The organism is Mesorhizobium sp. M1227 (genome assembly GCF_040318315.1).
Taxonomy (GTDB): Bacteria; Pseudomonadota; Alphaproteobacteria; order Rhizobiales; family Rhizobiaceae; genus Mesorhizobium.
In genome coordinates this window covers 45,023-58,001 of record NZ_JAMYLZ010000029.1, presented here as the reverse complement: position 1 = coordinate 58,001, position 12,979 = coordinate 45,023, and the positions used below count along the sequence as shown (strand labels likewise).

14 protein-coding genes and 1 pseudogene are annotated in these 12,979 nt (G+C 64.1%); 9 read left to right on the top strand and 6 right to left on the bottom strand.

Features of this window, described 5'->3' with window-relative positions:
* Window positions 1-113 precede the first annotated feature (113 nt).
* Both NKH28_RS25905 and NKH28_RS34525 read left to right on the top strand, forming a co-directional pair.
* Window positions 114-557 (top strand): SRPBCC family protein, encoded by a 444-nt coding sequence (locus tag NKH28_RS25905; RefSeq protein WP_352542451.1) that lies wholly within the window; start codon window positions 114-116, stop codon window positions 555-557.
* Window positions 558-606: 49 nt separating this feature from the next.
* Window positions 607-783: a hypothetical protein gene (locus NKH28_RS34525; protein ID WP_502906662.1), complete on the top strand. Its 177-nt coding sequence runs from the start codon at window positions 607-609 to the stop codon at window positions 781-783.
* Here NKH28_RS34525 and NKH28_RS34520 read toward each other — a convergent pair.
* From NKH28_RS34520 to NKH28_RS25880, 5 genes and pseudogenes are all read right to left on the bottom strand, one after another.
* Window positions 756-953 (bottom strand): annotated as a pseudogene (locus NKH28_RS34520) (GFA family protein); the annotation flags it as partial. The gene NKH28_RS34525 and the pseudogene NKH28_RS34520 overlap by 28 nt on opposite strands.
* A 192-nt stretch (window positions 954-1,145) precedes the next feature.
* The gene (gene mocR / locus NKH28_RS25895) at window positions 1,146-2,612 is read right to left on the bottom strand and encodes a rhizopine catabolism transcriptional regulator MocR (protein ID WP_352980725.1); all 1,467 of its coding nucleotides are present in this window, start codon (window positions 2,610-2,612) and stop codon (window positions 1,146-1,148) included.
* A 4-nt stretch (window positions 2,613-2,616) separates the two neighbouring features.
* Window positions 2,617-2,823 carry a LacI family DNA-binding transcriptional regulator gene (locus NKH28_RS25890; protein ID WP_352980724.1) on the bottom strand — a complete coding sequence of 69 codons (207 nt, stop codon included), beginning with the start codon at window positions 2,821-2,823 and terminating at the stop codon, window positions 2,617-2,619.
* A gap of 200 nt (window positions 2,824-3,023) precedes the next feature.
* Window positions 3,024-3,935, bottom strand: a complete 912-nt coding sequence (gene iolE, locus NKH28_RS25885; protein WP_352980723.1) for a myo-inosose-2 dehydratase — start codon at window positions 3,933-3,935, stop codon at window positions 3,024-3,026.
* Between the two features lie 119 nt (window positions 3,936-4,054).
* A complete protein-coding gene (locus NKH28_RS25880) occupies window positions 4,055-4,342 on the bottom strand; it encodes a DUF3175 domain-containing protein (RefSeq protein ID WP_352473504.1) in 288 nt (95 codons plus the stop codon).
* A 174-nt stretch (window positions 4,343-4,516) separates the two neighbouring features.
* Here NKH28_RS25880 and NKH28_RS25875 point away from each other — a divergent pair, with 174 nt between their 5' ends.
* The 7 genes from NKH28_RS25875 to NKH28_RS25845 all read left to right on the top strand — a co-directional run bounded on the left by NKH28_RS25875 (window position 4,517) and on the right by NKH28_RS25845 (window position 12,501).
* Window positions 4,517-5,749, top strand: a complete 1,233-nt coding sequence (locus tag NKH28_RS25875) for an MFS transporter (protein WP_352491068.1) — start codon at window positions 4,517-4,519, stop codon at window positions 5,747-5,749.
* 168 nt (window positions 5,750-5,917) lie between these two features.
* Window positions 5,918-6,949, top strand: a complete 1,032-nt coding sequence (gene gntR / locus NKH28_RS25870; protein WP_352980722.1) for an HTH-type transcriptional regulator GntR — start codon at window positions 5,918-5,920, stop codon at window positions 6,947-6,949.
* Between the two features lie 294 nt (window positions 6,950-7,243).
* Window positions 7,244-8,368 (top strand): sugar ABC transporter substrate-binding protein, encoded by a 1,125-nt coding sequence (locus NKH28_RS25865; protein WP_352473506.1) that lies wholly within the window; start codon window positions 7,244-7,246, stop codon window positions 8,366-8,368.
* A gap of 80 nt (window positions 8,369-8,448) precedes the next feature.
* Window positions 8,449-9,990 (top strand): sugar ABC transporter ATP-binding protein, encoded by a 1,542-nt coding sequence (locus NKH28_RS25860; RefSeq protein ID WP_352542444.1) that lies wholly within the window; start codon window positions 8,449-8,451, stop codon window positions 9,988-9,990.
* Window positions 9,987-10,967, top strand: a complete 981-nt coding sequence (locus NKH28_RS25855) for an ABC transporter permease (protein WP_352465245.1) — start codon at window positions 9,987-9,989, stop codon at window positions 10,965-10,967. The genes NKH28_RS25860 and NKH28_RS25855 overlap by 4 nt, the downstream gene beginning before the upstream one ends.
* A complete protein-coding gene (locus tag NKH28_RS25850; RefSeq protein ID WP_352465244.1) occupies window positions 10,964-11,950 on the top strand; it encodes an ABC transporter permease in 987 nt (328 codons plus the stop codon). The genes NKH28_RS25855 and NKH28_RS25850 overlap by 4 nt, the downstream gene beginning before the upstream one ends.
* 71 nt (window positions 11,951-12,021) lie before the next feature.
* Window positions 12,022-12,501 carry a gluconokinase gene (locus NKH28_RS25845; RefSeq protein WP_352473509.1) on the top strand — a complete coding sequence of 160 codons (480 nt, stop codon included), beginning with the start codon at window positions 12,022-12,024 and terminating at the stop codon, window positions 12,499-12,501.
* On the opposite strand, the gene NKH28_RS25840 is transcribed toward NKH28_RS25845, so the two are convergent.
* Window positions 12,498-12,947, bottom strand: coding sequence for an RrF2 family transcriptional regulator (locus NKH28_RS25840; RefSeq protein WP_006202816.1), 450 nt, complete (start codon window positions 12,945-12,947; stop codon window positions 12,498-12,500). The genes NKH28_RS25845 and NKH28_RS25840 overlap by 4 nt on opposite strands.
* Window positions 12,948-12,979 lie beyond the last annotated feature (32 nt).

Below are 12,979 nucleotides of genomic sequence, written 5' to 3'. Positions count from 1 at the left end.
CGAGGATTCCGGCCGGCATAACCGGCCGCCAAAAAATCCGCGGGCCCGTGTCGGATAGGCCGGGCTCCGCTCGTCCTAGGGGGCATCGATCACCAACACGGAGGATTAACGATATGCCCGGCACCGTACGGCTGCACCGCGTTCTGACAACCAGCCCGGAGAAAGTCTACCGCGCGTTCCTCGAAGCGGATGCACTTGCGAAATGGCTTCCGCCGAACGGCTTCACCTGCACGGTTCATCACTTCGAGGCGAAAGTCGGCGGTGCGTTCAAAATGTCCTTCCGCAACTTCACCACCGGCGACAGCCACTCGTTCGGCGGCGAATATGTCGAGCTCGTGCCCAATGAGCGACTGCGTTACACCGACCGGTTCGACGACCCCAACCTGGCCGGCGAGATCGAGGTGACCGTGACATTGAAGAAAGTGTCGGTCGGCACCGAAGTGAATATCACGCAGGCAGGTATCCCAGACGCCATCCCGGTTGAGGCCTGCTATCTCGGCTGGCAGGAGTCGCTGCGAAATCTGGCGAAGCTCGTTGAACCCGAGATCAACCAGTAAGATAAAGCGCTGCCCTGGCGGGTTGGCGTCGCTAACCGGAAACCCAGGGATGACGCCGGTCTTCCCACCCAACATGCGCTGGCGCCGGAAAGGCCGGATCGGCGAAGCAGCCGACTGCGACGGCGATCCATTCAGGCTTTTGCTCGGCTCCCAGAAGACGCTCGAGCCGCAGCCCGGGCAGAAATGGAAAGTGACGTGGTGGCCGCTCCGAGCTGACCGCCTGTAGGTCCTGGCGTCGCCTCTGACTTCTACCTTGTCGCGCGCAAAGAAGGCGGCGACGCCGTATGTGCTGCCGGTCCGTTTCTGGCAGTCGAGGCAGTGGCACTGTGCGACCAGCTGTGGCTCTCCGTTACAGGAGATCCTCAGTTGCCCGCAGGCACAGGATGCGGTTCTCATGGCAATCCTCATGGTTCAGATGAATGCGTTGCCCGCCTATACCGGCGGTGGGCATGCTTCTGGTTTTCGGGGAGGTTCGGCCTTGGGAAGCGCGCTTTGCGCGGACGCCGAAAAACAAGGACCGGCGTCCCATATTCCTAATCACTGCGGACGACCGATTCAACCCGCGGTGAACGAGATGGAGAGCCGGCTCTAGCTTCTATCCAATCTTAGGAACGCGGCGCGCAGCGCCAGCACGGCGCGCAGGATCTGACGTTCGTCCATTGCAGCGTAGCCGAGCAGCAGGCCGTGCTCGGGTTCAGTAGAGTGGTAGTTGATGGAGATGCCCTGAACGTCGAGCCCCTCCTTGAGGGCGGCGGCGACCACGTCGCTGTCCTTATAGGGCCTGACGAAGCTCGCCAGCAGCTGCATGCCGGAATCGTTTTCCGTCACGGTCAGCCATTCGGCCAGGTGCTCCTGGCACAGCTTGACGAAGTTCGCCTGCCGGCGCGCGTAGAGCCGGCGCATGCGCTTGAGGTGCGTGGCGAAATAGCCCTGCATGATGAAGTCGTTGACCGTTGCCTGCAGGATCAGCGGCGCGAACTGGCCGGTGATGCTCACCGCCCGGTCGAACGGAACCGACAATTCGCGCGGCACGATCAGATAGCCGATGCGCAGCGCCGGGATAAGCGTCTTGCCGAAGCTGCCGATATAGACGACGCGGTCGGCATGGTCGAGCCCGCGTAGCGCCGGCACCGGCCGGCCGCGGAACCGATATTCGCCGTCATAGTCATCCTCGACGATCCAGGCGCCGTTGCGTTCCGCGATGTCGAGCAACTGCAATCGCTCCTCGATACGCATGATTGTGCCGAACGGCCATTGGCAGGATGGCGTCACATAGATCAGCCGCGGCGGCGGCAGCTCCGGATCGGCAAGATGCCAGCCGCGCCGGTCGACCTTCAACGGTGCCAGCTTGGCGCCGCTGGCGAGAAAGGCGCTTTTGGCGCCGAGATAGCCGGGCTCTTCCATCCAGACATGGTCGCCTTCGTCCATCAGCACGCGCGAGACCAGATCAAGCGCTGCCTGCGCACCGGTGACGATGATCACCTGGTCGGCGGTGCAACTGATGCCGCGCGACAGGCCGATGGTCGAGGCAATGGCCTGGCGCAGGCCGGGGTGACCGGCAAAGGAGAGATAACCAAGCAGACTATCGTCGCGGCTGCGTGCATTGCGCACCAGAAGGCTTGACCAGATGGTGAACGGAAACGATGCCGTTTCAGGCACGCCGGGATGGAAATTGATGACACCGGCATTGCGTGGCGGTTGCGGGCCGTTGACGATGGTCTGGCCACGCCGCGACAGCTTTTGCGGCGCCGCCAGTCCGGCGCGCAGGGAAGCCATTGGGCGGTTCTGCTGGATCGGCGCCACCCAGGTGCCCGATCCGGCACGCGCCTCGATAAAACCTTCGGCAAGGAGCTGGTCATAGGCGGCGATGACGGTGTTGCGCCCGACCTTCAGATCTTCGGCCAGCGAGCGCGTCGACGGCAGCAGAGTGTTCTGCGGGATCTGGCCGTCAAGGATGAAGCGTCGCAAGGCGCCGTAGATCTGCCGATGCATCGGTTCTTCCGAGGCGCGGTCGACCGACATGATGTCGAGGGAGAGGCGCATGTGGTCGGGCAAGGCACTATCCCCCGACGAACCGGGCGGCGCGGGCGATCTTTCCCTCGTTGAGCCGGCAGACGGTGTCGAGCACCAGCCGCCTGGTTTCGGGACGGATCTCGCGGCTGTTCTTCAGCGCGCGATGCACGGTGGCGGCGCCAAGTTCCGCCTTCTCGGCAATCTCGCGGATGGTGCAAAGCCGTTCTATGCCAAGCGCAGCTTCGAAAGCCATGTCGCTCCTCCTCGGTTGCATCAAGGCACGGCTTCCGGCCGGCCTCAAGCTTGAAAGTCGGGGCTTGAAATCCAGAGCCGGGTTTCTGCGATCCGCACCGCGCAGGGAGCAAGGCGGCGCGGATCGCCGGGCGCTTTCGCGTCGCTAACCCCATCGAGGCGCGCGCCCATCGTGTCCCCCGGCTCGCAAATGCGGGCCGGTCAGTTTGCCTGCCGCGTCGCCATTTCGAAGCCGGCCTCGCGGGCGGTGGCGAGCAGCGAGAAATAGCCCTTGCTGGCATAGGTTAGCGGATGCGCCTTGGCCGGATCCTGCTCGGCTTCGACAACGAGCCAGCCTTCATAGCCGCGCGCGGCGAGGGGTTTCAGCAATGACAGGAAATCGACCGAGCCGTCGCCGGGCACGGTAAAAATGCCTTCCATTACCGCCGCCATGAAGCTCATGTCCTCGCGGCGTGCCCGTTCCAGCACAGCCCTGCGAACGTCCTTGCAATGGAAATGCACGATACGGTCGAGATGCCGTTGCAGCAGCGATTGCGGGTCGCCGCCCGAAAACAGGCAGTGGCCGGTATCGAACAACAGGCCGACGCTTCGGCCCGTCGCCGCCATCAGCCTGTCGACTTCATCGTCCGTTTCGATGATGGTGCCCATGTGGTGGTGGAAGGCCATGCCGACCCCGAATGCGGCCATGCGGTCGCCGAGGGCGGTCAGTTTCTCGCCATAGGACGGCCAGTCGCCGTCGGCGAGGCGCGGACGCTCGGAGATCGGTGCGAAAATGCCGTCATGGCGACCGCGCGAGGTGTCGGCGTAGACGACGATCCTGGCGCCAAGGTCGCGCAACAGCTGAAGATGTGGGGTGATCGCCGCGAATTCCTCGTCGACCGTGCGGTCGAGAATGCGGCCATCATACCAGCCGGAGACGAGTTCCAGGCCATAGGAAGACAGGAGCGGCCCAAGCACTTCAGCCTGGCGCGGAAATTTGCCGCCGAGTTCGGTGCCGCGGTAGCCGGCCAGCGCGGTTTCCGACAGGCAGGTGTCCAAGGACGTATCCCCGCCAAGCGCCGGAACGTCGTCATTGCTCCAGGTGATGGGATTGATACCGATCTTGATCGTCATGACGCCAGGCTTTTGCGGGCTTGGGAATACAAGCCGAGCCTGCAGACTGGCGACAAAGAGGCCCTGTCACTAGGTCCAGTTCAGCCGAATCTGGCAGAACCAATTAATGGAGACCGACCCTAATCTTCTTTTGGGCGGCCAAAAAGGGCGCGCAGTTCGTCCTTTGCGTCCTCCAGCACTTTCTTCTGCGCCGCCGGCAGGTTCTTGCCGGCGCGGTTGATGTAGAAATTGAGCATCGACATGGCGGATTGAAACGGCCCTGCCTTGCGTCGGTCGCTGTGCTCGGCCGATCGCTTCAAAGAGGCGGCGATCTTCTTGGGATCGTGGGATTCGAAGATGTGTTCCTCGAGGTCCAGCGCGTCGCTGTGCCCGGTGACGTCGGCGGACCATTTCCGTTGCGCGGTCATGGCAAACTCCTTCCACTAGGTCGTTGCCGGAAAACGCCTTATGGCGCACCCCTGTTCCACTTCGGCCCGAATCCCTGGAGCCACGGATTTGCCTGTCGTGGCGCTGCTCGGCGATGCGAATGCGCCGATAGTGGTCAGAACCGCCGATTCAAGAACTGCGGACAGGAAACGCTCTTGACCCCAATCGTCTCAAGCCAGGCAGGAAGTTCCGGCATCGACAGTGCCTATGCCTGGATACGGCTGGGCATCTCGATGCTGCTGGCAACGATCGGCGGGGTCGGCATGTGGGCGGTGGTCGTGGTGCTGCCTGCCGTGCAGGCAGAATTCGGCGTCGACCGCGCCGCTGCCTCGATGCCCTACACCGCGACCATGGTCGGCTTTGCCGCCGGCAATGTGCTGTTCGGCCGCGCCATCGACCGCATGGGGTATTGGATCCCGGCGCTGATTGCCGCGATTACACTTGGCGCCGGCTTCCTGCTGGCGTCGCTGACCAGTTCGATCCTGCAGTTCACCCTCGTCCAGGGCCTGTTGATCGGCGTTGGCTCGTCGGCGATCTTCGGGCCGCTGATCGCCGACATCTCGCACTGGTTCAACCGGCGCCGCGGCGTCGCGGTGACTGCTGCCGCATCCGGCAACTATCTCGCCGGAGCGATCTGGCCGACGGCGATGCCCTATGTCATGCAGGCGCAAGGCTGGCGCTTCACCTATGCCGCGATCGGCGCCGTCTGCCTGGTCACCATGGTGCCGCTGATCCTGCTGCTCCGGCGCGGCGCACCGCCCCAGGCGGCTCCGGGATCGCCGGGCAGCCGCGTGGTGCAGCCGATCTCCCTGTCGCCGGCGGCCTTGCAGGCGCTGCTCATCGTGGCCGGGCTCGGCTGCTGCGTGGCGATGTCGATGCCGCAAGTCCATATCGTCGCCTATTGCATGGATCTCGGCTACGGCGTGGCGCATGGCGCCGATATGCTGTCGATCATGCTGGCGGCGGGCGTCGTCAGCCGGCTAGGCTCGGGCTTCCTTGCCGATCGCATCGGCGGCGTGAAAACCCTGCTGATCGGCTCGGTGCTGCAATGCCTGTCGCTGTTGTTCTATATCCCGTTCGACGGGCTTGCCTCGCTCTATGTCGTCTCGCTGGTCTTCGGCCTGTCGCAGGGCGGCATCGTGCCCTGTTATGCGATCATCGTGCGCGAATATATGCCAGCCAAGGAGGCTGGCCAGCGCGTCGGCATCGTCATGATGGCGACCATCTTCGGCATGGCGATCGGCGGCTGGATGTCGGGCTGGATTTACGATCTGACCGGCTCCTATGCCGCCGCGTTCCTCAACGGCATTGCCTGGAACCTTCTGAATATTTTGGCCATGGTGCTGCTGCTGTGGAAGGCCCGGCGCAGCGCTGCTGTGGCGGCCTGAAGCACAGCGGTACGGATACAGTCTCTCCGCCGTCGCTTGACAATAGCCGAAGGCTGCGCGACGCCAGCAAGGTGTGGCAACGGGCCAGGTTGGCAAGGCAGCAGTGGCAAAGACCCTGAACATCGTCTCACGGTCGCGTCTGGGCGGTTGCCCGGCCTCGGGACCAGTATGGTGATCAAGCCGCGCACGCGCCGCGGCGGCGGCCGCCCGACCATCGCCGATGTCGCCCGCAAGGCCGGCGTCGGCGCCATTACCGTATCGCGCGCCCTGCGTGAGCCGGGGCGTGTCTCGGAAGATCTGCGCCGCCAGATCGAGTCGGCCGTGAACGAGCTCGGCTATGTGCCCGACCCGAATGCGCGGGCGCTGGCTTCGGCGCGCGCCGAGGTCTTTGGCGTTCTGGTGCCGTCGCTTACCAACAACGTCTTTGCCGAAGTGGTGCGCGGCATCTACGACAGCCTGTCGGATGGCCCTTTCCGGATCCAGCTCGGCAACACCCACTATTCCGGCCTCGAGGAAGAGCGGCTGCTGCAGGTGTTTGGCCCGCAACGCCCGGCGGCGCTGATCGTGGCCGGCATCGACCAGACGCCGGCCTCGCGAAAACTGCTGGAAACGGCGGGCTGTCCGGTGGTGCAGGTGATGGAGACCGGGCCCGATCCGGTCGACATGATGGTTGGTTTCTCGCATTTCGAGGGCGGCAAGGCGGCTGCGGAACATCTGATCGAGGCAGGCTATCGCCGGATAGGCTTCATCGGCGCGCGCATGGATCCGCGTTCGCAGCGGCGCTTGGCGGGCTATCGTACGGCGATGGAGGCGGCCGGCCTGTTCGATGCGCGGCTTACCACCACGACGCCGGTGCCCTCCAGCGTCACCCTCGGCCGCGAATTGTTCCGCGACGCGCTGGCCAAGGTGCCGAGCCTCGACGGCGTGTTCTGTAACAATGACGATATCGCCCTTGGCGTGCTGTTCGAATGCCACCGCGCTTCGATCGCCGTGCCGAAGACGATCGGCATCGTCGGCTTCAACGATCTCGACATGATGGAGGTGGCGTTTCCGTCGGTCACCAGCGTTCGGACGTATCGCTACGAGATCGGCCGGCGGGCGGTCGCCATGGCGCTTGCGGCGATCGAAGGCAACAGGCCGGAACAGCGGGTCGTCGACCTCGGCTTCGAACTCAAGCGGCGTGAAAGCACGGCGCGCTGAAGCGAGCCTCGATGCAATGGCGCTTTACACTACGTCATGGTAGCGCTACCAGTTATCGCCGGGCGGTACTTCGCCCGACCATGGGAGGCTGTTTATTATACATAAGCGACAGCTCATGCTTGTTTATTATGTATAATATGATAGTTTTTGCGGGACTAGCCGGGCAACAAAGGAGGGGATCGGGCGGCATTCGGCCACCTGAACGCGCGACGGGTACGGCGGGAGGTGCCGGGCCGGAAACGCGCAAATTCATCGGCGTAACAACAAACAAAACTGCAACTGGGAGGAATATCGATGATCAAGTCACTTGTTGGCGGTATCGTTGCCGCCACTGCTTTCGTCATGCTGAGCTCGTCGGCGATCGCCGATCCTGAAATCGTCAAGGGGCCATCGGCCGAGCCTGACTGCTTCGCGCCCTGGTCGGCCGATACGCAGTTCTTCAAGTTCCCCAAGAAAGACGGCCCGTACCGCATCGCTCTGGCCAACGGCTATATCGCCAACACATGGCGCATCCAGATGGTGCAGACGGCAAAGGCCTATGCAGCGCAGCCGGACGTCGCGGCCAAGCTCAAGGAATTCAAGGTGGTCTCGACCGGCGAAGACGTGCCGGCGCAGATTTCGGCGATCAACAATTTCATCGATTCCGGCTATGACGCGATTGTCGTCAACGCCCAGAACCCGACCGCATTCGGTCCTGTCATCAAACGGGCCAAGGAAGCCGGCGTGGTGCTGGTCGCCTTCGACAACATCCTCGACACCAAGGATGCCATCAACGTCAATGTCGACCAGAAAGGCCTTGGCGAATTGTGGGGCAACTGGCTGGTCAAGCACGTGCCGAACGGCGGCAAGGTGCTGGAAGTGCGCGGCGTAGCCGGCACGTCCGTCGATACCGACCGCCATAACGGCATCCACGAGGTTCTCGACGCCTCCGGCAAGAAATGGGATGTCACCGAGGTCGTCGGCAAGTGGGATGACGGCGTTGCGCAAAAGGCTACGGCCGATGCCATCGCCACCAACGGCCCCTTCGACGGCATTACCGGACAGGGAGGCGATACCGGCATCGTGCAGGCGATGATCGATGCCAAGCATCCGTTCGTGCCGTTCGGCGGCGAGACGGAGAACGGCTTCCGCAAATTCTGCGCCAAGTTCGCCGCTGACGGCCTGAAATGCTCGTCGGCCGGCACCGGCCCGGCGCAGGTCGCGGTTGCCATCAAGACGGCGATTGCAGCACTTGAAGGCCAGGTCGTGCCGCAAGCGGTCAAGCTGCCGCTGGCGATCGTCGAGGATCCGAACTTCAAGGCAGGCCAGGACTACTTCCCCGACCAATCCGACAATTTCTTCGTCGGCAATTCCTTCCCGACCTGCGGCATCAATTTCACGGCGCAGGAAATCATGGGCCAGAGCAAGGAAAACCAGTAAACTCCGACAGCCCGACGCCGCGGGAGATCCCGCGGCGTCGGCGCTCGACATCCTGATTGCCAAGCGCCTGGGGAGGGCCGATGGACGGTGCGGTTCCGCTCTTCCGCATGGAAGGCATATCCAAGCGCTATGGCGGCGTGCGCGCGCTGGAGAAGGCCGAACTGTCGGTCACTCCGGGCAGCATCCACGCCATTCTCGGCGAGAACGGCGCCGGCAAATCGACGCTGATCAAGGTCATGGCGGGGGTCGTTGCGCCCGACGAGGGCCGCATGATGCTGGACGGAAACGAAGTGAGCTTCGCTTCGCCGGCCGCTGCCAACCAGGCCGGCATCGTCTGCATCTTCCAGGAACTGTCGCTCGTCCCCGAACTCAGCGTTGCCGACAACATCGTCATTTCCGATCCGCCGAAGCGTTTCGGCATGATCGATCGCAAGGCGCAGCGCCGCATCGCCGAAGAAGCCCTCGCTCGCGCCGGCGCTTCCGATATCCATCCGCTGGCGCTGGTCAAGGATCTTCCTCTTTCAAGAAGGCAGATGGTCGAGATCGCCAAGGCACTGGCGCGCAAGCCACGCATCCTGATCCTCGACGAGGCGACCTCGGCGCTGACCGCGGCCGACGTCGCCAGAGTTTTCGCCGTGTTGAAGCGGCTGCGTTCGGAAGGGCTGGCGCTGCTCTATATATCGCACCGCATGAACGAGATCGCCGAGCTGGCCGACCAATGCACGGTGTTCCGCAATGGCCGCAATGTCGCCAGCTACGAGGCCGGTACAAAAAGCGACAACGAGGTCGTCGAACTGATGATCGGGCGCGAATACAGCCACATCTTTCCGCCCAAGCCCGCGCGGGCGGCTGCCGCAGCCACGCCGGTTCTGGAGGCGCGCAGCCTGTCCTGGACGGATCGGCTGCACGATGTCTCGCTATCGGTCGGGGCGGGCGAGGTGGTCGGGCTTGGCGGCCTCGACGGCCAGGGCCAGCGCGAATTGCTGCTCGCCTTCTTCGGTGTGCTGCGTGGCCTGTCGGGCCAGATCCTGATCGACGGCAGGCCGGTGGCGATCGCCAGCCCGGCCGCGGCGCGCGATGACCGGATCGGCATGGCGCTGATCCCGGAGGACCGCAAGACCGAAGGGCTGATGCTGCCGATGACGGTGCGCGAAAACCTCTCATTCGCTGCCCTCGACCGGCTGTCCAGGGCCGGCATCATCGATCGCGCCGCCGAGCAGCGGCTGATCGACGATATGGTGGGTCTCCTGGCGATCAAGACCGCCGGCCTCGACATTCCGGTCGGCGCGCTGTCCGGTGGCAACCAGCAGAAGGTCGTCATCGCCAAATGGCTGATGCGGCAGCCGCGCATCATCCTGCTCAACGATCCGACGCGCGGCATCGACGTCGGCACCAAGCAGGAGCTTTACCAGTTGATGCGCAAGCTTGCCGACCAGGGTGCGGCGATCCTCTTCTATTCGACCGACTATGACGAGCTGATCGGCTGCTGCGACCGCGTGCTGGTGCTCTATGACGGCGCCGTCAAGCGTGAACTGGTCGGCGCCGAAATCACCGAGCGGGCCTTGATCGCCAGCGCGCTCAACATTCACGAAGAGATGCCAAGGCAAGGAGCGGACGCGTGAAGGATTGGCGCTACTGGCTTGCTGAACAGCGCGGAACGCTGCTGGCGTTCGGCATCTTCGTCGTCATGTTCGTCATCTACACCTCGAACCATCCGGCGGGCTTCACCGCCAACGTCGTACAAACGGCCTCGAACAAGGGCGTGCTGCTCGCCTTCGTCGCCATGGCGCAAACGCTGGTGGTGATCACCGCCGGCATCGATCTTTCGGTCGGGATGATCTTCACCCTGACCAACTGCCTGGCGTCGTGGCTGGTCGTCGGCACCGGCATCGAGACGGCTGTCGGCGTCATCGCCGTGCTCGGCACCGGCCTGCTGTGCGGGGCAATCAATGGCGCCATCGTCATCTATGGACGCCTGCAGCCGATTGTCGCCACTATCGCCACCGGTGCGGTCTATTTCGGCATTGCGCTGCTGCTTCGGCCGTTTCCGGGCGGCTCGGTCAATGAAGGGCTCGCCGATGCGCTGACCGGGCGCCTGTTTGGTATCGTGCCGGCGAGCCTGGTGGCGCTGCTGGCGGTCGTGCTTGTCGTCTGGGTGCCGTTCAGCCGGTCGGTGCTCGGCCGCGCCGCCTATGCGGCCGGCTCCTCGGAGATGGCGGCCTACATGTCCGGCGTGCCGATCCGGCGTGGAAAGTTCGCCGCCTATGCGCTTGCCGGTCTGCTTGCCGCGATCGGCGGGCTGTTCCTGACGTTCTTCACCTATACCGGTGATGCGGCCTATGCCAGCGGCAACGCCTATACGCTGTTTTCGATTGCCGCGGTCGTGCTTGGCGGCGTGTCGCTGTTCGGCGGCAAGGGCAGCGCCATCGGCGCGATCTTCGGCGCGCTTGCCTTCCGCACCATCGGCGACCTGCTGTTCGTCTTCGATTTCGATCCGCTCTGGCAGCCCCTGTTCCAGGGCGTCATTCTGCTGATCGCGGTCAGCCTCGGCGCCTTCGCCCTGTTTCGGGTCCGCAACCGGCTGGAGTGGTTCCTGTGAGCGAAACGACTGTGAGTGGTCTCGCCGGCCGCATGCCGAAATTCCTCCGCCGCGCCGACCCGGCGGTGCTGACGGCATTCGCCTGTATCGTGCTACTGCTGTTCCTCGGCAGCCTCTATTCGCGCAGCTTCCTGTCGCCTGAATACCTTTTGCAGCAGCTCAAGGTGGCGTCGTTTCTCGGCGTCATCGCCACCGGCATGATGCTGGTCATCCTGCTCGGCCAGATCGACCTGTCGGTGCCCTGGTCGGTGGCGGCCGGCGCGATGATGGCCTGTGCCGCGGCCGCATACGGCCCGGTCGGCGTGGCGCTTGCCATTCCGTTCGGCATCTTCTGCGGTGTTCTGATCGGCATCGTCAACGGCATCGGCGTCGCCTATCTGCGCATTCCCTCGATGATCATCACGCTTGCCACCAACGCCGTCGCGCAGGGGCTGATGGTGGTCTACACGGGCGGTTTCTCGCCGCAGGATTCGGCGACCGGTGCGATGCGCTATCTGGCGACCGGCTTTGCCGTTCCTGCCGTGCCTAACGCCGTCCTCATCTGGGCGCTGATCGGCGCCGCAATGGTGTTCGTGCTGACCCGCACCGGCTTCGGCCGCACCGTCTATGGCATTGGCAATCGCGAGCGCGCAGCCTATCTTTCCGGCATCGATACAAGGCGCGTAGTGATGATCGCCTTTGCGGTTTCGGGCGGGCTCTCCGCCTTCGGCGGCGTGCTGTTGGCCGGCTATGCCTCCAAGGCGGCACAGTCGATGGGCGATGCCTATCTGCTGCCGTCGATCGCCGCGGTGGTGCTCGGCGGCACCTCGATCCTCGGTGGGCGCGGCTCCTATCTCGGCACAGTCGCCGGGGTAATCCTGATCACGCTTCTGCAGTCCATTCTCTCTGTCATGCAGATGCCGGAGGCGGGACGGCAGATCATCTACGGCGTCGTCATCGTCGCCATGCTGCTGCTCTATGGCCGCGCGCCGGCAAGCCGCTGACCTGCATGACCGGTAAAGACGTGGCATATAAGCCGGCGAGCACTGTTCGAACGGTACCCGCCATCGTGGTGATGGGCGTTGCCGGTTGCGGCAAGTCGGTTGTCGGCGAAGCGCTTGCAGCGGCATTGGGCGCCGTCTTTATCGAAGGCGACAGGCTGCATCCGCCCGAAAACGTCGCACGCATGGCGAGCGGCCAGCCGCTCACCGACGCGCTGCGCGAAGGCTGGCTCGACGCGATCGGCCAGCGGATGGCCGCGTCGGTCGCAAGCGGGCAAGGTGTGGTCGCCGCCTGCTCAGCGCTGAAACGCAGCTACCGCGATCGCCTGCGCGGCTTTTGCGCGGATATCGTTTTCGTTTACCTGGAGATCGACCCGGCAACAGCAAAACAGCGCGTCGGCAATCGCAAGGGTCATTTCATGCCGGCGAGCCTGGTCGACAGCCAGTTCGCCACGCTCGAGGCGCCAGCGGCGGACGAGGCGGCAATGACCCTGGATGGCACGCGTCCGGTCGCCGACACCGTCGCGACCGCCTTGAGCCTGCTCGCGCGCTAGATTTGCGACGTCAGTTCGACTGGGAAATCGTCATTGTCGGCGTCGCGCATGGCCGCGAGGCTGCGGTTGTCCAGCACCTCGGCGATCGCCTGCCGGACCTCCAGCATCATGTGCCGGACCTGGCAGGTCGCCTCGTCGCAATCCTCGCAGCGCTGGTATTGCGTGCGGCTGGCGCAGGGGATCGGCGCCAGCGGCCCGTCGAGGACACGCACGACATGGCCGATCTTGATCTCGGAAGCCGGCCGGGCAAGGCGGTAACCGCCTTCCTTGCCCTTGCGGCTCTGGACGAAGCCGGCGTTACGCAACTCGCCCAGGATGGCATCCAGGAATTTCTTGGGGATGTTATTGGCGACCGCAATGTCGTTGACGAATGCGAGCTGGCCGACCGGCAGGCCCGACAGATGCACGAGGGCCTTGAGGCCGTATTTGCCTTTTTTGGTAAGCATGCCCCGAGTCAACCCATGAAGCCCCAACCACC

Excerpts from the sequence above, each read along its gene's own strand:
- NKH28_RS25840 (WP_006202816.1), bottom strand. The coding sequence starts at position 12,947 with ATGCTTACCAAAAAAGGCAAATACGGCCTCAAGGCCCTCGTGCATCTG.
- NKH28_RS25865 (WP_352473506.1), top strand. The coding sequence starts at position 7,244 with ATGATCAAGTCACTTGTTGGCGGTATCGTTGCCGCCACTGCTTTCGTC.
- NKH28_RS34525 (WP_502906662.1), top strand. The coding sequence starts at position 607 with ATGACGCCGGTCTTCCCACCCAACATGCGCTGGCGCCGGAAAGGCCGG.
- gntR (WP_352980722.1), top strand. The coding sequence starts at position 5,918 with ATGGTGATCAAGCCGCGCACGCGCCGCGGCGGCGGCCGCCCGACCATC.
- NKH28_RS25890 (WP_352980724.1), bottom strand. The coding sequence starts at position 2,823 with ATGGCTTTCGAAGCTGCGCTTGGCATAGAACGGCTTTGCACCATCCGC.
- NKH28_RS25860 (WP_352542444.1), top strand. The coding sequence starts at position 8,449 with ATGGACGGTGCGGTTCCGCTCTTCCGCATGGAAGGCATATCCAAGCGC.
- NKH28_RS25905 (WP_352542451.1), top strand. The coding sequence starts at position 114 with ATGCCCGGCACCGTACGGCTGCACCGCGTTCTGACAACCAGCCCGGAG.
- NKH28_RS25845 (WP_352473509.1), top strand. The coding sequence starts at position 12,022 with ATGGGCGTTGCCGGTTGCGGCAAGTCGGTTGTCGGCGAAGCGCTTGCA.
- NKH28_RS25880 (WP_352473504.1), bottom strand. The coding sequence starts at position 4,342 with ATGACCGCGCAACGGAAATGGTCCGCCGACGTCACCGGGCACAGCGAC.
- iolE (WP_352980723.1), bottom strand. The coding sequence starts at position 3,935 with ATGACGATCAAGATCGGTATCAATCCCATCACCTGGAGCAATGACGAC.